11 protein-coding genes, 1 rRNA gene and 1 pseudogene are annotated in these 21,610 nt (G+C 36.6%); 4 read left to right on the top strand and 9 right to left on the bottom strand.

Translation table 11 applies throughout. The annotated features are described in order from the left end of the window. Positions 1–2: 2 nt before the first annotated feature. The 4 genes and pseudogenes from BW942_RS22280 to BW942_RS19045 all read left to right on the top strand — a co-directional run bounded on the left by BW942_RS22280 (position 3) and on the right by BW942_RS19045 (position 8,723). Positions 3–481: pseudogene (locus BW942_RS22280) on the top strand (Rpn family recombination-promoting nuclease/putative transposase). Between the two features lie 1,466 nt (positions 482–1,947). Next, positions 1,948–7,812, top strand: a complete 5,865-nt coding sequence (locus BW942_RS19055) for a beta strand repeat-containing protein (RefSeq protein WP_000134751.1) — start codon at positions 1,948–1,950, stop codon at positions 7,810–7,812. A gap of 12 nt (positions 7,813–7,824) precedes the next feature. Further along, positions 7,825–8,211, top strand: coding sequence for a Bor/Iss family lipoprotein (locus tag BW942_RS19050; protein WP_000247185.1), 387 nt, complete (start codon positions 7,825–7,827; stop codon positions 8,209–8,211). Continuing rightward, complete coding sequence (locus BW942_RS19045) at positions 8,199–8,723, top strand: LIC_10461 domain-containing protein (protein WP_000949755.1); 525 nt, start codon at positions 8,199–8,201, stop codon at positions 8,721–8,723. Before BW942_RS19050 ends, BW942_RS19045 begins: the two co-directional genes overlap by 13 nt. 37 nt (positions 8,724–8,760) lie before the next feature. Here the strand turns inward: BW942_RS19045 and BW942_RS19040 are convergent, their stop codons facing one another. The 9 genes from BW942_RS19040 to BW942_RS19000 form a co-directional block, all read right to left on the bottom strand. Further along, the gene (locus tag BW942_RS19040; protein ID WP_000391752.1) at positions 8,761–9,579 is read right to left on the bottom strand and encodes a sterol desaturase family protein; all 819 of its coding nucleotides are present in this window, start codon (positions 9,577–9,579) and stop codon (positions 8,761–8,763) included. A gap of 2,197 nt (positions 9,580–11,776) precedes the next feature. Beyond that, on the bottom strand, positions 11,777–12,559 hold the full coding sequence (locus BW942_RS19035) for a Rossmann-fold NAD(P)-binding domain-containing protein (RefSeq protein WP_000689751.1): 783 nt from the start codon (positions 12,557–12,559) through the stop codon (positions 11,777–11,779). Further along, positions 12,560–13,861 (bottom strand): adenylosuccinate lyase, encoded by a 1,302-nt coding sequence (purB, locus tag BW942_RS19030; protein ID WP_000567237.1) that lies wholly within the window; start codon positions 13,859–13,861, stop codon positions 12,560–12,562. Further along, complete coding sequence (locus tag BW942_RS19025) at positions 13,836–14,039, bottom strand: hypothetical protein (RefSeq protein WP_000834407.1); 204 nt, start codon at positions 14,037–14,039, stop codon at positions 13,836–13,838. The genes purB and BW942_RS19025 overlap by 26 nt, the downstream gene beginning before the upstream one ends. Before the next feature lie 520 nt (positions 14,040–14,559). Further along, positions 14,560–15,627 carry a hypothetical protein gene (locus BW942_RS19020; protein ID WP_001042626.1) on the bottom strand — a complete coding sequence of 356 codons (1,068 nt, stop codon included), beginning with the start codon at positions 15,625–15,627 and terminating at the stop codon, positions 14,560–14,562. Between the two features lie 10 nt (positions 15,628–15,637). Beyond that, on the bottom strand, positions 15,638–17,482 hold the full coding sequence (locus BW942_RS19015) for an extracellular solute-binding protein (protein ID WP_000275609.1): 1,845 nt from the start codon (positions 17,480–17,482) through the stop codon (positions 15,638–15,640). Then, positions 17,451–19,475 carry a RelA/SpoT family protein gene (locus BW942_RS19010; protein WP_000508128.1) on the bottom strand — a complete coding sequence of 675 codons (2,025 nt, stop codon included), beginning with the start codon at positions 19,473–19,475 and terminating at the stop codon, positions 17,451–17,453. Before BW942_RS19010 ends, BW942_RS19015 begins: the two co-directional genes overlap by 32 nt. 4 nt (positions 19,476–19,479) lie before the next feature. Next, entirely contained in the window at positions 19,480–20,394 is a 915-nt protein-coding gene (gene nadC / locus BW942_RS19005; RefSeq protein ID WP_000266735.1) for a carboxylating nicotinate-nucleotide diphosphorylase, read from the bottom strand. 984 nt (positions 20,395–21,378) lie between these two features. After that, positions 21,379–21,610, bottom strand: a 16S ribosomal RNA gene (locus BW942_RS19000); the annotation flags it as partial.

Raw genomic sequence — 21,610 nt, 5'->3', positions numbered from 1 at the left:
GATTGATCCGAGAAACTTTTCAGGATAAAAAAGAAGCAGCCATATTTTTTTAAAAACACATTACCACCAGAAGTAGTGAAATTACTGGATTTAGAAAACTTAGAATCCAGTTTTATTTCAGAAAAACTTAAACAAGAACAAACCGATTTATTGTTTCAAGTCTGGAAACAAAACGAATGTGTATCTACTTTTTAAAAATTAAAGTTATTTAGAGAACTCTATCTATATACAACTACTCGGTTATCTTACAGAAATCTATCAAAACCAGTACAAAAACGTAGAATCCATTTCCATTGTAATTCCATTCGTATTTTATCACGGTGAAAAAGAATGGAAGTTAGGAAATCGATTTTTAGATCAATTTGTTTTAACAAATCAAGAGATCGATATTCTAAAAGAATTTATGCCCAATTTTAAAATAGACTTATTTGATCTAAAGACGATAGAACTAAAAGATAAATTAGAAAGTATTATTTTTTAAGTCACTCTGGGGGCGTTCAAAAGATTCAAGAAGGTGACTTAAAATTTTTCTCTCATTTACCCTGACTTTTTTTTCTATTATTAGAGATCCAAGAAGAATCAAAAAGAGTTCAATCTTACTACTCGGACGCATGAATAGAATACTTGGGTTAGATTGTTTCAAAAATTTGAATATTTTGATCCTGCTTTAAAATGCAGTAAATCCCGAATTTGCGGTATTTTTTAAGTACCACTATTTTTTTCGTAAATTCAGCCGTTAATAACTTGGTATTATTTTCATGCGTCCGGGTAACTGTTATTGTATATTGATTGGGTTCGAGATTTTAAAACTCCAGAACTCAATAAAATTTTCCAAAGATCTAAATTAGAATCATACACTACTGCAAAAGACTCATTTTAGAAGGTATGTAAAGAAGCATTGAGCTCAGTTAGAAGATGCCAGTAAAATGCTTTCTAAGGGAATCGATCTAAAAACAGTTTTAGAAATTATTGGGCTTTCCGAAAAAATCCTAAAAGAACATGGAGTTCTCTAATTTAGGTTCCAAATAACTTGATTCGGTGTAAGAAATTCTCTCTATAAAACTTAATCTTTCCGTTTAAGTCTTACAATGTGGGAACTACCACAAAAAATTTCTATAATAAAAGGATTTTGTTTGAGAAACTGAATCTGCAGCTCATATTCTAACAAATCCAAATTTTATAGATAAATTCCGAAAATGTAGGAACTCCAATCACTAAAATTGAATATTTAAAAAACGTGAATTCGGTACGAGTAAAAATTTTCTAAAAGTATGAATTTCTACATCATTTTATAGAAAAACCTAAGTTTTGTGGTAGTTCCCACGTTTAAAGAATCAATCTGCAAAGTTCAAATTCCAACTTCTTTCAGAATCATAGTTACCTACCGTTAAAAATGTGTAATGTGACGTAATTTGTAGGAACTACTATGTCTTCTTTCAAGTCTTCATTTAGGATTTTATAATAAAAATCAATAATAGAGTTGTTAAAAAATTCCCTAATTCCGATCAACAAAACTGCTTCAATTGCCCATTTCCATAAAATAGAAACAAATGGGGAATTAATTTTTCAACAATTCTAATCTTTAAACTTTGAAATAGACTTTAAGTCCTTAAAATTTTTAAGTCGCTTAATATTTTTTCTTACTAAAGCGATTAAATAAATTTTAATTTCTCTTTGTACGTTATTTATACTTACATAATACTTAACGTTTGAGTTCAATTTTTATCTGTTGAATTATTTTTGTAAAATTTTTGTCAAAAAATTATTTACTTTGTAAATTTTTTACATATTCTTTGAGTCATAACAAATAATCATACTATTATAACAATATTATGATAGTTTGCTATTTAGGATGTTAAAGTATTGTTTATGTTTTAATTTCCATTCTTTAAAGTTAACATCCCCTTTATATCGTATTTTTAAGTCTTTTAAAAAAGGTTTATGACTATGACTGAACATATCAACAAACTCAGAGATAAAAAAACGCGGTCTTTTCTTCAGTTTACTTTTGTTTTTTTTCTAACATTCAATTTATTTTTTTTGGAAAGTTGCGCGGCTTGGCCGATTTTTTCAGGCGCTCCGGGTTTGTTAGCAGGTAAAAAAGGTGGGGCAAACAATTCACTTTGGATGCTTTTTTTAGGAGTAAACAACCCACTTGAATCGGAACCATCCGAGACAGAGTTAGATCGGATCGAAATTTCCGTACCAAATTCAAGTTTTGCTCGAGGTACCACTTTACATCTAAACGCCACCGCCATCTACAAAGACAATACTCATCGAGATGTTTCCTCGGAAGGATCCTGGTCCTCTACGGATTCGAGTATTCTCAAGCTATTAACACAATCTCAATTCAAAGGAATGAATCTAGGTTCTGGAAATGTAAACGTATCCTTTCAAGGAAAAAATGCAACCACAACGTTAACCGTCACATCTGCTGTTTTGTCCGATTTAACCGTAACTTGTGTAAATCAAGGTAGTCCATTACCTGTTGGAATCGATCGTCAATGTAAATTGGAAGGAATTTTTTCAGACGGTAGCACTCAGGTTTTAACTTCCGATCCAAGTGCGTCTTGGAACATAACTCAATCTTCTATCGCAGGTGTAAACACAACAGGTTTAGTTTCCGGGCTTTCTCCTGGCAGCACTTCTATTACTAGCTCCTATGGAAGCAAAACTTCCAGTTTAAATGTAACCGTAAGTGCAGCAACTCTTAGTTCAATTGCAGTTACTCCTGCAAACTCAAGTTATCCTCTTGGTAAGGTCCAACAATACACAGCAATAGGAACATACAGCAATCAGTCCACTCAAGATTTAACAAATCAGGTTTCCTGGGCATCTCTAAACACTTCCGTTGCGACAATCGATAATTCTGCATCCTCCAAAGGCCTTCTTACTACTCAATCGACCGGTTCAGCGAACATCACAGCAACGTTAGGCGGAATTACTGGGCAAACACAAGTAAATGTCACCTCTGCAGTTCTTACTAGTATTACGATCACTCCTGCAAATCCAAGCGTAGCCAATGGAAGAACATTATATCTTACAGCCACCGGGGTTTTCTCAGATGGTACAGTTTCTGACATTACGAGCCAAGTAACGTGGTCCAGTTCTTTAACAAGTGTAGCTACCGCAGATAACTCCGCCGGTTTATCTGGAAGAATTTCTGGAGTCGGGGTCGGTAGCACAAATATCACCGCTGCCATCGGAGGAATCGATATTACAATTTCCTTAAATGTTACCAACGCTACTTTAGAATCGATTCAAGTGGTTTCCGATTCACATTCGATCGCCCGAGGTACATCTACGTTTGTACAAGCAATCGGAGTCTATTCAGACGGTTCTTCTCAAAACATAAGCGATCAAGTCGCTTGGAACAGCTCTAATTCTTCAATATTACAGATTTCTAATTTAAATGCAGTCCCCAAAAGAGAAATACAATCTCCTTCTTCCGGAGGTTTAGGTACGGCAAGGATTACCGCAACTTTAGAAGCAATCTCCGCATATACCGACATCTCGGTTAATGCAGCAACCTTAGTTTCCATCGAAGTATCACCCACAAATCCTTCGGTTGCTGCTGGCCTTACTATTCCTTTTACGGCAACCGGAGTTTATACCGATGGAAGTAATCAGAACCTTACTTCTCAAGTAACTTGGAATTCTTCCAACACGAATAGGGCTACAATCAGCAACGCAAATGGAACCCAAGGAATCGCTTTGGGTTCTTCCGCCGGAACTACGAACATATCCGCAACGTTAGGCGCAGTTACTTCCTCCGCTACCACTCTTACAGTCACAAACGCTGTTTTAAATTCGATCACGATTACTCCATCTATTCCTTCCATAGCAGTAGGAAGAAGTTTAAATCTTACCGCAACCGGAACTTATTCTGATGGAAGTAATCAAGACTTGACTACCTCCGTCGCTTGGACAAGTGCGGATTCTTCCATTGCTTCCGTAGACAATGCTTCGGGTAGACAGGGACAGGCAACAGGTGTTACACAAGGTAATACTCAAATCAGCTCTACGTTAGGCGGAGTTTCTTCAACAATCAGTTTTACTGTAAATGCTGCAGTTTTAGACTCAATTCAAGTAACTCTGGAAGATTCTCCCATTGCAAAAGGAACTTTTACAAGAGCAATAGCAACAGGTGTTTTTTCAGATGGAAGCAACTTGAACATTAGTGACCAAGTTGTTTGGGATAGTTCACAAACAAACGTGATTCAACTAGGAGTTTTAGAAACCGGTCCTAAAAAGAAACTGATGAATTCTCCTGCAAACGGAAACAGTACTACTGGAACTTCAAGAATCACTGCAACGTTAGGAGGTGTAAGCGGATACGCCGATCTTACAGTAATCGCTCCAAGTTTAACCAGTATTCAAATCGATCCAACACATCCGAGTGTTGCCAACGGTCTGACTCAAAACTTTACTGCAACCGGAGTTTATTCGGATGGTAGCAATCAAAATCTGACCGACTCCGTTACTTGGGCTTCTTCTAATCCTGCAGTTGCCACAATCAGCAACGCTTCCGGAACCAACGGTAAAGCAACCACTCTTCAAACCGGATCTACAAATATCAGCGCGAGCCTGGGTGCCGTTACTTCCGACCCAAGTGTACTAACGATTACAAACGCAACCTTAACAAACATCACAATCGCTCCCACCTCTTCTTTCAACATCGCAAAAGGGTTAAATCAAGACTTCGTAGCGACAGGTTATTATACGGATGGTTCGTCTAGGAATTTGACTACCCAAGTCACTTGGAATTCTTCCAATGCTTCAGTCTCTACTATCAGCAATGCAAACGGAACTCAAGGAAGAATGGCCGCAGTTGATACTGGTTCTACGAATATCTCCGCATCGTTAGGAGGAACATCTAGTCCAAACACAAATGTAACCGTTACGTCTGCGGTTCTGAATTCAATCCAAATCTCTCCAGCAGACATTAGCGTATCCAAAGGAAACACCAAGGTATACACCGCGATCGGAGTATATTCAGATTTTAGCACGTTAGACGTTACTTCTCAAGTTACTTGGACTTCTTCCAGTGTTTCGGTTGCTACCATCAGTAACGCAAGTGGTCACGAAGGTTTCGCTACAACTGTAGGCACAGGTACCTCCACAATTACCGCCACTCTTGGGGGGATTTCCAATTCTACGAGTTTAACGGTTACAGCCGCCGTATTGGTTTCACTTTCAGTAGGTCCTACCAATAGCTTTGTTTATATGACACAAACTAAAAATTTTACGGCTACAGGAACATATTCTGATGGAACAATGCAGGATCTTACAACTCAAGTTACTTGGACCTCTTCCGATACAACCTTGGGAACAATCAGCAACTCTTTTGGAATAGAAGGCAGGGCTACAGGAATTGCTGCAGGTGCCGTGACGCTCACAGCGACTTTGGGAAGTATCAGTGGAAACACCTCTTTGACGGTAATCTTTTTAGATACGATCCCGCCTACGGTCACAAACGTAGTCGCTTTGACTCCTACTACTGTAAGAATTACGTATTCCGAAAACGTAAACGAAATACAGGCAAAAATCGCGGCCAATTACAAACTGGCTCTTACATCTTCTGTAACTGGAAGTTGTTCAGATAACAGTAATTTTACTTCTACCTCTTCTGTGATTACTGTTTCCTCAGTAAGTGGAAGCGGATCTGTGTTCGTTTTAACTCTAGGTTCTTCACAAACATCTAACGCACCTTATACGATTTTAGTGAATAAATTGGGAGTACAAGATCTTTCTACAACTCCAAACAATTTGGGTTGTGCAAACTATGGAGACTTTTTAGGACAAGAACAAATCAAGATTGTATCTGCTTCTTGTGCAAATTCCAATTCTGTGATTTTGAACTTCTCTAAGGCTCCTAAATCTGGAAATAATATCACCGGATCCGCAGAATGTACCGGTTCTACAGAATGTTCTAACCGTTATAAAATTTCCGGAGCAAGCGATCTGGGAACGATTAACAGCGTGAAGGTGTTAGATGGAATCGTTTGTAACGGAGCGACTGCGGACTCTGCAAAAGTATGCGTAGTACATAATTTAGTACAAACCGGAGCACAATATACGATCATCACCGCAGACTCCGTAGACGGAGACGGATTTGACAACTCAAGTTGGGGATCAATCCGAAATTCTTTAGATACGGAGAATCTTCAATCTTCTCCAAGAGATAGAGCTTCCTTTTTAGGATGTGGAACTTCTCCGGTCAACTTTGCAGACGGACCAATTTCTATAGATCCAAACTCATCCACGTTTGGTTATTTAATCGATTTTAACTCTAAGATCTACTCAGGACCAAATAATTCCGGAAACGGAGCACTCCGATTCGCCTACGACGGAAGTATTCCAGAATCAGTTCAATTCTCCTTTGAAAAAGATACAACCGTTCAAGATGGTGATGCGACTAACGTAAGTTCTAACTTAGCTTCTTCTAGAGAAAATTCGATCTCAGTTCCGCCTTATGTGACACTAGGACATTCCGGATGTACTACAAATAATGGAACTCTTTCTTTAGGATGTGGTCCGGATAACGAAAACGGAAGAGGTGTGTTTGCAACTGGAATTCTTTCCAGCGCTTCCTATCTATTTGTTGCAGGTGCAAAAACCATAGCGGACGGACTGGGACAATACTTATTCGATTATCTGTATTACTCCGCAGACCCCTCTTCTAATATGAGTTACAAATATATAGATCTAGGATCGATCACTGGAACTTTAACCGCAGGAACTTCTTCTCTAACTGTGCTTAACAATAGAGTGTTTGCAGGTTTTGCAAAATCAAGCAACGACGGAATCGGATTATTCGGAGGACTCAACGCACCCGATTTCGGATTTGTAACGTTTAACTCTGCGGATTCAGGAACTGGATTTTGTACTCCGGGTTCTAATTGTGACGCGTTCGATGGAACCAAAGGAAAAAGAATTCGAATCGACTTCCTTCCTTACTTCGGAGGACCGTCTACTGGTTTATTAGGAATTAATAATAATGCACATCCAAACTGGGCGTATTATATCGGAGTAGATTCCATGTTCGTATTTAAAAACCGTATCTACGCTGCAAATGGAGGATTACACTCAGTAGGACATAACGGTTCCATAATACGTTCTACAACTACAGATCCAACTGCGGCTTGTACCGGACCAGATTCTTGTTCTAATTGGGTAGAAATTGGACCTAGAACCAATACAAAATGGCATAATAGTCCCACAAACAACTGGTTCTCTCTGGAATTAAATCAATTTTATAATCTGATTCCGGGAGATAAGGCGTTTGCACAATTTGCTGAATTCAACAATAACCTTTATGTAACTAGAACCATTTGTGTTCAAAGTTCTCAGGCAACTGGAATCAGAACCAGTCCAGGAACGGTAGCGGGATGTACTGACGGAACGACTACAAATCGAAGAGCACAACTTTGGAAATGTGATCCAACTATTTCAGGAAACACAAGTGAATGTGACGCAGCGGATTGGTCCGTGGTGGGAGACGACGGAACCGGAATCACAAACATGGGAGATTCTACAAACCGAACGATCACCATGGTGATGAAAAACGGATCCTATCTTTACATAGGATACGATAATCCAAACGGAATCAGAATTTATAGAACCAATGTAGCCAACCCAGGATCATCCTCTGCATCTTGGAGTCAAATCGCGGGCAACGGTCTAACAGATTCAACTAACGTACAACAAATTTACTCTGCGGTATCCGTACCTTCTGGAAGTATCAATTATATTTACGTAAGCGTAGGAAAAAGTAACGTTCCAGTTCGGACGTATCGCCAACAAAACTAAGGAGAATTTGAAATGGTTAATATTATAAATATAAAAAATTATAAAATACTGATATTTATTATTTCCGTTATCCTTTTAGCGGAATGTAGACATGCTTGGGTTCGGTTTCCACAAACGATCCCGGAGGTTTGTCAGATAAATCAATATTCAAACGAATGTAAACGTATAATGGAGGAGAAAAGGACCAAAAGAGAAATGCCCGGCAAAATACATACAATTCGCCAGAACTATTATTTTTTTGGACTACTGCCTAAAGAACAGATAGTGGAAATAAGCAAATATTGCCCGGAAGGGCCAAGATCTGCGCATCAGTTTACTTCTTTTTGGGACGCGGTCTGGGAACAATTGACACTTACAATCTATTCTCCTCAGACCTTGGAGGTAGAATGTTATCCTTAATCAAAATTTTAGGTTTCAGTTTTACGATCTGTTTTTTTATGAATTGCCATTCTACTGTGATCATTCATAAGGAAAATTCTAAACCATTGTCTTCTATCTATGCACCTCCACCACCTGAAAAAAGAAATAAACAATCAAATACTTTTTTCGGAATCTATTCCTTATCAGATAGCGAAGAAGCTTCATGTCAGGATAACCCTGGAGAAGTGAAGATGGTTCGCACAATCCCAGATACTATGATCCATTTTTTTGCGGGACCGTTTTATACTTCAAGAACTGTGGAAGTATATTGTCCATTGGCAAAGGAAGAAGAGAAAAAGAACGAAGTGGTCAAAACAATTCCGAAAGAAAATCAAGACGGAAAAGAAGCGGTAAAACCAAACAGTTCTCCTGTACCAGACCGACCTAAACCCAAGGATCAATTTGAAGCGCAAGAGATGAGCGAGAACACAAAAGAACCAAAGGAAAAACCAAAACAGAAAAAGAATAACGTATTCGATTCACAATTTTAGAAACGGGCTCAGTTCTTACTTAGAAAATTTAATTCTTCTAAGTAAGAATTTTTGATTTTTCTAATATATAATCCTTGTTAGGCGATCTAGAAGAGACTTCTTCAAACTTTTCTTTATATTTTTCGTGATTGGTTCTCATAATCTTATCCCAAAAGTTGAAATAGAGAGAATAATTACAGTTAAAGTATTTATGATGCATATTGTGGTGCGTAGTAGTGTTATGCCAATTTGTAAACTTATTTCTTAAAAACCAGGAAGGAAAAAATTCATAAGAAAGATGCCCGAGTACATTCAACGAGGTCATATAAACGAAAAATACAATCATTACACCAGGATGAAGAGGAAGAACAAACGATACGATAGGAACAATTCCAGCTTCTATAATCGCTTCCAACGGATGAAAAGAAAACGCCGCCCAAGGAGAAGGATTTATAGACTTATGATGTGCGAGATGAACATGTTTGAACAAAAATTTATGATGCATCATCCGATGCGTCCAATAAAAATAAAAGTCGTGTAAAAAAATCAGAGCCAACAAGCTGAAAATCAGATATAGAATTCCATAATCTTCTACGTTTTCGTAAATCTGATTGTATCCGTTTCGTTTTGCCCAAACTACAAAAACTCCAGACAAAGCAAATATAAAGAAAGTAACAAAAGAATACTTAACTTCATGAATGATATTTTCCTTTGCAGGTTTTTTACCCTGAATGAGTTTATGGAAAAATTTTTTTTCAAACAAAATCCAAACGACCCAAAATGAAATTCCTGAAAAGAGTAAATACCGTATCAGAAAACTTGTCCAAATAATTCCAAAAAGACCGGAATAACCTAACTTAGAAAATAATTCTTCCATTCTCCACCTTCAAATATTTGCAAGAAAACCCACGATTATAAATTTGATTATGACCTGAAACTTCAATGAAAGCTTGCTTATTTTAAAATTGTTCTGATTTTTTTTGTGACTGGACGATCTTTTTAATATTCTCGATGTATTAAGTTTTGCATTTTTTTAAACTCTGTAACGATTCCAAAAAATAGAGTTGTTGAAAAATTCATAACGGAAATTGACAAAACTGTTTCAATTGTCCGTTTTACTAATCTTTATAAAATTGAGTACCGTTAAATTTATCACAAAACGCTAGTTCCATACAAAATATTAGGTACTTTATTATATAGTTATAAGTAATACAACGAAAACAAATGGAGAATTGATCTTTCAACAACTCTAATCGTCAAAATTGAATGTGAATTCGTGAAAAAACTCTTAGCGAATCAAAAACACAATACTCCAATTTCTTCGGAATTTAAACTCAATGTTGTTGCTTGAACTCAGCAAACGCTCTAGATAGGTAGTATTTTATTCATAACTACACAATAAAGTACCCAAACCAATAATTTACACTTCAATCATACAATAGAGTTGTTGAAAAATTCCATAGCAACAATTAACAAAACGCCTCAATCGACCGTTTCCATGAAATAGAAATCAATGGAAAATTAATTTTTTAACAATTCTAATTTTAGAAAAAGAAAATCAGGGCGACACCGGACCGCACTTTTCACCCCAGTCAATAAATTGCATGAAATAAACGTAATATGATACTACATTTTTAATTTAGAACGTAATCTGTCGAGAGCCATAACCAACCACACAAGTTGAATAGGATTTTAGAATCAGAAGACTCAAAAAGACATATTTTTCAAGCGTTCCGACAAGAATGAATCTTTTTACTTGCAAAAAGTATGTTTTTCTGATAGAGAAAAATTTTCCGAACCTTACCACCCCACCAAAAAATAGGGAAAACACAACGCTTTTCTCAACTCAATGCATCGCTCTGTAGGTCGCGTTGTGGAATTACTACTCGAACGTATGAATAGAATACTTGTGTTAGATTGTTTCAAAAATTTGAATATATTAGTCTTGCTTTAAAATGCCGTAAATCCCGAATTTGCGGCATTTTTAAATACCCCTAGTTTTTCATAAATTAGGCCGTTAATAACTTGGTATTATTTTCATGCATCCGAGTAGTAAAAACGCAGATTTTTCAAGTATTCAAAGAAGAATGAATTTTTTACTTGTAAAAAATATGTTTTTCTAATATATAAACACTTTCCAAACCTAGCTTGTGGGGTTAATTATGGTAGAGAGCATTTTTCTAAGTTATCCTACTCTTCAACCGTTTTCGCTTCGGATTCTATCAAACTTACCAAACTTTGGGATAAACATTGAGTTCTCAATTTGATAGGGATAAATAGTTCGCTCCAAGTAATACTGCGTATTACTTTTGCATTGGTTATTCAAGACAAGAGAACATTAAAAAATTAATCTATTCTAAAATAACGTGAGTTCGGTATACGAATGCGATTGTAGCGAAAATTCCGAAGGAATTGCAGCATTATGTTGCGACAGCAAGGAGTAACATTGAGTTCAAGCGCGGTCGCGAGCCATTGTATACTATAATATTTGCGAGCGATTCGCCCAAATATTCTCCACAAACTCACGTTAAAATAATAAAAATTTATCGTAAGAAAATGAGAAGGAATTCTCTAAAAGTATGAGTTCCTACAATTTTAGAATCGATTCGTAAAATCATAATTTGCAGTAGTTCCCACATTTTAAGAATAATCTACAAAGTTCAGGTTCAACTTTCTCATAAAAATGAACTATGACCGAACTCATATTAAAATAGATCAACTTCTACATTTTCGTAAAAATAAACGACATCATTCTTCACGTAAGCCGATTGTTTTATAAAATTTGATTTTTCCGTAAAAAATAAAATGTGGGAACTACTATTTTATTGTAAAACTTTAAAAACGCGGGAACTATTATAACAAAAACAACTATTTGAAAATTCGTAACGCGACTTAATCTGTGGGAACTATTGCAAATTATATTTTTTACGCTGGCTATTCAGACTTCGCTTCGCTCGTTCTAAATTAAAAACATAGAAATGATAAGCGACAAAACCACTCTTACTATTCTACTCATTCTACATTACAATCTTAATTCAAACTGAAATCTTTAAATAAAAACCGAATTCTTAATTTCACTGATCAATGATTCCTTCCAAATTTTCCAACTCTATCCAAAAATCTTTGGTTTGTAAATCAGGAAGTAAAATTCGAATTTTTTCACTGTCTATAAAACAATCTTCTTTGATCGATTCCTCAATAGACGTTTCCGAAATTTTATTATGTTCTTCTAAAAAGGAAAAAATTTCTTTCCAAGTATGCCATTGATTGTCCGAAAGATTGAGAACATTTGGAATCATATCCCATCCAGCCGTTTGAATCTTTTGAATTAAAAGAGAAATCGTAAGAGCCACGTCGTCCCCGTGAATCAGATTGAGTTGTCTGGAATTTTTTTTCACGAGTCCTTTTCTAATCCAATCCGCTGGATTACGAAGAGGTCCATAAATACCACAAAGTCTCAGAATTTTTCCACCCCTTCTAAGCCAATCTGTCTCCACCACAAAACGATCATGATCTTTGAGAATAGGTGTAGATTCTATAATGTCAGGAATCCTTTTATAAATGCTAGTAGTTCCCAAAAGAATCGAATTTTTACTCACAGAAAACAAAACGTCCAAAAAGGCGGTTGGATCAGAAAGTTTTTGGACCGGAAAAGTCACCAAACTTAAATCAAAACTATTTTTCGAAAACTTTTCAGAAAATTGTTTCAAAACAACAGCATTTGAAAAATCGAATATTAAAGTTCCTTTAATTTGAGTGTTAGCCGAAAATGTATTTAGTTCTATCCCCGTTTGAGATTTTAAAAGATCCGCAATCCGAACTCCGGTATATCCTAAACCGAAAATTCCAATTTTCATTTATTCAAGACCCAATCTTTTATAGATCAATCCTACTTTTTCCAAATAAGGTTCTATTTTAAAAATGTCGTCTAAGTCTTTTTGAGTCAAAACTTTACTGACCCGATCGTCTTTTTCCAATCTAGATTTCAAAGTTTCTGACTGGCTGGCCCAAACCGCCATAGCGTGTTCTTGAACGATCAAATACGCTTCTTCTCTTATAATTTTACCTTTTTCGATCAGAGCGAGTAAAACCTTTTGCGAAAATACAAGTCCACGAGTGACGCCTAACGTTCTTTCGATCGCATCTGGATAAACGTGAAGATTTTTGATCACGAACAACATCTTATCCAAGATATATTCTAAAGCAATAGTAGAATCTGGAAGTACAACCCTTTCCGCAGAAGAATGAGAAATATCCCTTTCGTGCCAAAGAGCCACGTCTTGTAAACCCACGTTTACATTTGCGCGAATCACTCTGGAAAGCCCGGAGATTCTTTCGCAGATCACAGGATTTCTTTTGTGGGGCATTGCGGATGACCCTTTTTGACCCGCAGAAAAAGGCTCCTCTACTTCTCTTCCTTCTGTCTTTTGTAAAAGTCGGATCTCGGTCGCCATACGATCCAAAGAAGAAGCGGTAACTCCCAATACAGAAAGATAAAAAGCATGACGATCCCTAGAAACAACCTGAGTTGCAATTGGATCCACCCTCAAACCCATCTTCTCACATACGTAGGTTTCGATTTCAGGATCGATGTTAGAATAAGTTCCGACGGCTCCGGAAAGTTTTCCAACAGCAATTTCGTTTCTTGCTTCGGCCATTCTTTTTCTATTTCGGTTTAATTCTTCAAAAAATAATGCGAACTTAAGTCCCAGAGTCATAGGTTCGGCGTGGATCCCATGAGAACGTCCGATACAGGGAAGATTCTTATACTGGATCGCCTTTTCCCGAACCACTTCGATCAGCGAGTCCGTTTTTTTTAGAATCAAATCCATTGCCTGAACCATTTGCACACAAAGAGCCGTGTCCCCAATATCCGAAGAAGTCAAACCGTAATGAACGTGCCTTCCCGCAGGCCCGATGTAGGAATTCATATTTGTCAAAAACGCGATCACGTCGTGATGAACCTTGCTTTCAATTTCAAGGATTTCATCCACATTAAACTTAGCTTTCGATTTGATTTCTTGAAAATCTTCTTGTGGAACTTCGCCTCGTTTCATTCTGATTTCGCAGGCAAGTATTTCTATTTCTTTCCAAATTTCGAACTTGTTTTCTAATTCCCAGATTTTGGAAATTTCAGGATTGGAATATCGATCGATCATTTCTGTAAGTTCCTTTTTGAATTCCTATCCATTCTTTCACAGAAGTGTATTCTGTAAAAAGAAAAACAAGATCAGTAGAAAAAGGAATTGAAATTTGTTTTTTGTGTAACGTTAAAACATACTCTGAATTGATTTCGATCCTTTTTAAAAACACGAACTGAAACACTTCAGATTTCAAAAGATAGATACATCTTTAGGCAACCGATTTTTCCATTCAAAACGTAGAAACTCATTTTGCTTTATCTATTTTTAATAATATACCTTCCATCAATTATTTTTTTGCATTCTATGAAAAAGCATAGAATTGTAATAAAGTTTTTGAAAAATTCCATAGTGCAATTAACAAAACTGCTTCAATCGTCCATTTCAATACAACACAAACGGATGGTTTTTTACAACTCTAATCAATGTTTCCTAGAAATGCAGATCTACTGCTATTCTGAATTCATAAAAAACATAATATACAAATTTAATAATTAGAATATTCTTATTTTATTGTATTTCATAAAATTTGGGTCCGGGAATTACCCGAAAAAATTTCCCGGAGAGGGGGTGAGCGGAGACCTTGGCTCCGCTCAGGGGGACGCTTCCCCTGCAAAACAATTTATAAAGTTCTACACGTCCTTCGAATTCGCACACTTTGCAAATCTTTCCGAAAAGTCATAAAAAGTGACGGTAGACCGATAATCCAAAATTTTTCAGCCCAATTCAAAAGAACGGACAAATTCGCGGATTGTGTTGATATGATCGATTTCGGGCGAAGGATTTTCCTTACTCGGTTCGTAGAGATGTTCGTCAAACACGTGATAGTCGAAAATCTTCAGAGAAAAGTCTGGAAACGTAATGATTATGTTTTCGGAATGTATGTCGAAGATCAATTTTTCCTCATCGGCCAAATGTTTAGTCACTTCGATCACACGATGAAAATCTAATGCGATCTTTTTCAACTTGGAACGACTAATCACCCCGAACTTATGAGTGTCAAAGTTAAGTTTCCATTTAGGAAAAAAAGCGTCTTGCAACGGATTTTGACGTATCTTTTCATTCAATCGAATAAATTCTTTTAGATGTTTTCCGGGAAGTAAATTCTGATTATCACAAGGAGTAAGAGTTAAAATCGGAATACCGACCGGAGTTCTTCTAAATCTAAGCCCCATAAAATATCGAGTAGGCAAAACTAGATCTGGTATCAAAGATTTTAATTTCCAATAATGTAACCTTTCCAAACCCAAACGGGAAAATTTAAAATGGATATTCTCCTTAGCAGATCGAGTCCAAACCTTGGATTTTAAAAAATCCATCAGTTGGATTTCCTCCGCTTTCAGATAACGATCCAAGTTTTTTTTTACGTGTTTATACAAAGAACCAAAAATAGGATCCGAAGGTAATTTAGATTTTCCTACTTTCACCACCTGATTCCAAGGAAGCGCATATACGAACTTATAAGAACCTCTTCCTATATATTTTTCGCCGGAAAGAGGCATAAAGTTGTCTAAATATTCCCTTTCATATCTATGCGTTATGCGAAACAGATGAGAAACCGGAAAAAGTTTCTCGTATGTTTTTCTAACTAAACCGGATTCACGAAGTCTATAATCAACCGGAAGATCCTCGATTGGGATTTCCGGTTTTGTTTTTTCCGGATCGTAAAACAGTTCTTTATCGAGCCCTTTTTCTAAAAGTTCGATAAAGTTTGGAATCTTAGGAGAAATTAAAAAATCCCGTATAACACCACTTAATTCTCCAAGTCGATTCCGTTTATTCATAAATTTGAATCTATTGAAAGTAAACTTTATCCGGAACCGAAGGTAACTTTTCCTTTTTTAAAATAGAGTCGTTTAATTTAGAAGATCGTTCTTCATCCAGCCACCAAAGAGAAGAAGCTTCTTTTTCACTTCCGTATTTTCCAAGAGGATTTTTAGGAAATTGAAAACGATTCCAATACATAATTCTAGTCGCACTCGTATTCCATAAAAGTACATATGGAACTTCTGCGGTTAATATCTTATCTATCTTTTTAAGAATCTCATTTCTCTTTGGAACACTAAATTCAGCCCTTTGTTGTTCAATCAACTTGTCTACTTCTGAGTTTTTAAAACCAGAAAGATTCGGTTGTCCTTTTTCATCCGCGTATTTAGAATACCACATAGCTTCTGGATCTTTAAAAACACCTCCACCCCAAGCAGCCCAAGTCATATCAAAGTCATATTTATCCATTCTAGAACTCCACTCTGCAAGATCCGTGGATTCTAAATTGATTATAATCCCAACTTCCTTAGCCCTTTCTTGAATAGGAGTCAGATATTTCTCAGACTTCTTATCCCTTTCTAAAATAGTGAATCTAAATTCTTTTCCATCTTTTTCTAAAATACCTTTCGAGTTCGTTTTCCATCCCGCTTCCGAAAGTAATTCTCTTGCCTTCTTTACGTCAAAATCGATCGGAGGATTAGGAGAAAAATTTGTAGGCCATAGATCCTGATAAAATGAGTTTGTCAGTTCGTATTCGTTATAAGCCAATTTTTCGACGAGAAGTTTCCGATCCACTAAATGAGCAAATGCCTTTCGGACTCTAACATCCGAAAAAATTCCTCTTCTTATATTAAAAACCAAACCTTGAAAACCGATCGGTTTGGAATTATAAATCTTTTGTTTGAGGATATAATTCTCGTCAAACTTTTCGCCCACTGCTTCTTTTACCCAAAAAGAAGCAGTATAAGTTGGATAAATATCTATATCACCTTTTTTGAATGCTTGAAAGGCGATTGGCTCTTCATTATAAACTTTGAATAGAATGGTGTCAAAATTATCCGTTCCTTTATAAAAAGGATAAGCTCTCATCCAATAATCACCCCTTCTTCTCATCTTCACATAACGGCCTTTTTTAGCAGAAAGCATGGAATAAGGACCTGATACGATCGGAAAATCAAAATTCTCCTTATCGAAATTTCTATCTTTATAATAATGAGCAGGAAGAATATACAAAGAATTTGCGACTGTGTTGAAGTTAGACCAGTGAATTTCTTTTTGAGTAAATTCAATTTCCCTTTCGTTTAAAACAACCGGTTTTTCAAAACGAGAAAGATCGATTCTAAAAACCGCAGTATTATTATTTTTATCCATCAAGGTTTCGTAGGTAAATAAAACGTCATTCGCAGTAACCGGTTTGCCGTCCGACCAAAACGCGTTTTCATCAATCTTAAAAGTAAATTTCTTTTTATCTGGAGAAATTTTCCAAGAAGAAGCAAGGTGTGGAATTGGATCCAAAGTAATTGGGTGATAATCCAAAAGAGGCTCAAACATCAGACCAAATATGTGAGCCGTAGTAGAAAACTGATCCAAATAATAATTTAAGGATTTAGGAAATTGATTACTGTAAATACGAAACGTCCCGCCTTTTTTAGCGTCCGGTGAAACGATAGGATTTTGAGTTCTTAGAGCCAAAGGGATAGAATCTGGATTTCCCTTCCAAGGAAGGGTTTCAACTACAACGGACTCGACTTCTTCTTTATCCCCACAATTAACGGGAAGAAGACAAAAAAACAAAATACAAAAAACAGAATATAATATTTTCTTCAAGTAATTACCTCTTTTAATTTTTAATTCTATGCGCTTGATATACATCCGGAATTTGTTTGAGATTACTTAAAATCTCTTTGAGTTGATCCAAATGTTCTACGTCGACTTCAAAACTAGCGACCAAGTTTCCTCTTTGATCCGTGCTTGCTTTAGATTCTCGAATGTTGGTTTGTGTATTAGAAATCGATTTTACAATTTCCATAAAAATACCTTGTCTATCTTTTGACTTTACTTCGATAAGCACAGGAATAGATTCACTCTGACCATAGTCCCATTCGACTGTAATAACTCGCATGGATTCTTCTTGTTCCTGTTGTTTGGCGGTAACACATCCTTTTTTATGAATGCTTACCCCCCTACCTCGAGTCACAAATCCAATAATACCATCTCCTGGCAAAGGAGAACAACAACCGGAAAGTCTAACAGGAATTCCACGAAGACCTGCAACAATTACTTTACCAGCAGCCAGATCGATTTGTTTAGTCGGTTTAGAAGAAGGTTTCTTCTTTAGTTCTTCTAAAACATCAACGTTAAGCGTAATCTCCGCTGCAAACTCGGCTTCTTGTTGAAGATCTTTTTTGTTTTCTTCTCTTAACTTCTTAAAATAACTTCTTAATTTTTGTCTAGCGGAGGGAGTCCTAACAATACGTAACCAAATTGGAGAAGGTTTTGTTCTTTTATCGGTAATGATTTCGATTTGATCTCCGGAACGAAGTTCAGTACGAAGAGGAAGCATTCGACCGTTGATTCTTCCGCCTTTCGCTTTTAAACCTACATCGGTATGAATTCGAAACGCGAAGTCTAAAATGGTAGCACCCTTGGGAAGCTGAAGAATTTCACCTTTTGGAGTAAATACGAAGACTTCGTCTTCGTGAAGATCGTATTTGAGTTCTTCTACAAATTCCTTTGGATCTAAAGCGGAATCCTGCCAGGAACTGAGAAGTTCCAACCACTTCACTTTTACATTTTTTTCCGAAGCTGAAGGTTTACCTTCCTTATAAATCCAATGTGCTGCGATTCCGTATTCTGCGATGTCGTTCATATCCCTTGTACGAATCTGTACTTCCAAAGGTTTTCCATCAGGTCCAATCACAGTCGTATGAAGAGATTGATACATGTTCGTTTTAGGAGTTGCAATATAATCCTTAAAACGACCTGGAACGGGATTCCAAAGAGTATGCACAATTCCTAATACTCCATAACAATCCTTTACTTCATTCGTAATAATACGGATCGCCCTAAGGTCAAAAATTTCGTTAAAAGTTTTTTCTTTGAGTTTCATCTTACGATAGATAGAATAAAAATGTTTCGCCCTACCGTCCACATCCGCTTCAATCTGAATTTCAGAAAGTCTTTGGAGAAGGATGATCTTCAAAGTTTCAATAAAACCTTCTCTTTCCGATTTTTTAGAATTGATGTTCTTCTTTACTTCTTGATATTCATCTGGATTTAAAATCTGAAATGCAAGATCTTCCAACTCGGATTTGATTTTGTAAATCCCCAAACGACCCGCAATCGGCGCGTATAAAGAAAGAGTTTCTTGAGCGATTCTTCTTTGTTTTTCCGGTGGTTGAAAGGAAAGAGTTCGAAGGTTATGAGTTTTATCTGCGAGTTTAATAAGAATGACTCGGATATCTTTGATTGTTGCAACAATGATCTTTCGAATATTCTCCGCGGCTTCGGTTTCTTTAGACTGACTTTTAATTTTGGAAATTTTAGTGACACCTTCAACTAGATCTGTGATGTCTTCTCCAAAGTCTCGAATCATATCCTCTCTAGAATATTCCGTATCTTCAATGACGTCATGAAGAAGACCGGCGCAGATTACCTTTTCGTCAAGACCTAACTCGTAAAGAATAAATCCCACTTGAAGAGGATGAACTATGTAAGGTTCTCCTGAAAGACGAAACTGACCTTGATGCGCTCGTTCCGAAACGTCATACGCCTTTTGAACGGATTCATACGCGTGATCTCCAAGTTTTTGGCAAACTCCTTCGAGAAGTATATCTTTGGTAACAGGAGCTTTTACAAATCCCATAATTTTAGTGCCGTTCAATATCCAAACCCAAGTCCAAAAAACGGGTCGTATGTGTAAGATAACCCATACTAACTCCGGCTCCAGAAAATTCAGAAAGGGCTTCTAGTTTTTCAGGAGTAATTCCACCAGAAAATTCTATTAGAACGTTAGGCGCCTTTTGTTTCAAAATGGAATACGCTGTTTTAGAATCTTCCAGAGAAAAATTATCTAAAAGAATAACCTCTGCCCCAGAACTTATGGCGTCTTCAAGTTGTAAAATAGAATCAATTTCCACTTCGACCAGTTTATTAGGAAAACTTAATTTGATTTTTTCGACAGGCTCGCGAGCGGAAGAATACATCGCAAGATGATTGTCTTTGATCATAGCCATTTCGGAAAGATTCAGTCTATGATTACTTCCACCTCCACAATAGACAGCATACTTAGCAAGTTTGCGATAACCGGGAAGTGTCTTACGGGTATCCAAGATCATCAAACCTTTTTGTCCGTACTTTTTAACTACTTCTCCAGTGGTAGTCGAAATTCCAGAAAGATACTGAATAAAATTTAGTAAAATCCTTTCTATCCTTAGAATTTGAACGAGACTTCCTTCTATCTTTAAAAGTGTTTCCCCCGCCTGAAAACTTTCCGAATCCTTTTTAAAAAGTTCCGACCGAATTTTATTTCCCGAAAGTGTATTCAAAACTTCTAATACACCAGTTCCGCATAGAATTCCAGGTTCTCTCGAATTCAGATTAGCGGTAGCATTTTGGTCGATAGAAAAAAGAGAAACAGAAGTGATATCTTCCTCAGGGCAATCTTCTTCCCAGGCGAGTTTAGCCAGGAGTTCATAATCTTGAAAGTTTACTGACGAAATCGGATGAGTATAAGCACGTTTCATCTGGCTGCAAAAGAAAGTTTTATCCTTAGAAAGCCACAATCAAGTGAATTTCAGTGAGAATCTAAAAATAAACTCCCCTTTCATTTGCGGCGGAGTTCCGTCCACAATGTAAGATTCTCTCAAAAAAACCATAAATTCCGAAATAGATATAATTTGTAAGAATCCTTCTATATTTTCACAAAACCAATCTTTCATTTTTAATATGTCTTTTTCCTAGTGAGAATTGGTTTAAAAATACCGAAGAAGAGCCAACATATTGTCGAAAATTGAATATCTTTCTACAACCAAAGGCCTTCACAGTTTTCGACGATTTAAGTCCGGAAAAGTAGTTAACGCAAATTCGAAGTAAGAAACCCGTTTATCCTAGATCAATTTTTTCGTAAAAAAATAGATGTGGGAACTCTCACAAATCATGGATTTACCCAGTTAAACTTTGAAAATTGTAGGAAATACAAAAAGAATTCATCACCCAATCAGATTTCTGCACAAAACCGCTGTTTTGTGACCATGATCAAAATTTAAATCCTATTTTAACGCGAGTTTGGTTGAGAAAAAATTTTCTAAAAGTAGTAGTTCCTACAATTTCAGAAATTGTTTATAAAATCGTGATTTGTAGTAGTCCAGGTCCCCACACACATTTTAACAAATCTAAGTTTTGTAATAGTTCCCGCAGTTGAATATGATAGATTCAATTGTTATAAGCTTTTATCTTATCAATTGTGGTAGTTCCCACATTTAAGAAATCAATCAGTAAAGTTCAGATTCCAATTTTTTAAAAAGAATGAATCTTAAATTCCATATATCGATTCACACTATTTACCGTAAAAAACAAAATCAATGAAAAGAAATATATGGTAGTAACTTCGTCCAGAAACAAATAAGCCCGCACTAAAAGCGGGCTTATTATTCAGAAGGGATGAATATTGAAAACAGAAAAAGTAGCGTGACTTACACCCTCGGGACTTCCTTTACGAAAGCCCCGAGTTTTTGTCGTGGCTCCTAAGAGCCTTTGATTCTCCTTAAAAAGGAGGTGATCCAGCCGCACCTTCCGATACGGCTACCTTGTTACGACTTCACCCCCTTCACGAGTTTCACCTTAGTAGTCTGCTTCCTTGCGGTTGGCAAAGACCACTTCGGGTGCTCCCCACTCAGGTGGTGTGACGGGCGGTGTGTACAAGGTCCGGGAACGTATTCACCGCGGCATGCTGATCCGCGATTACTAGCGATTCCGACTTCATGGAGTCGAGTTGCAGAC

This window comes from Leptospira interrogans, assembly GCF_900156205.1.
In the GTDB taxonomy this organism is placed as follows: domain Bacteria; phylum Spirochaetota; class Leptospiria; order Leptospirales; family Leptospiraceae; genus Leptospira; species Leptospira interrogans.
Note: the sequence above shows the minus strand (reverse complement) of the source record. Positions and strands in the feature narration are given on the sequence as shown.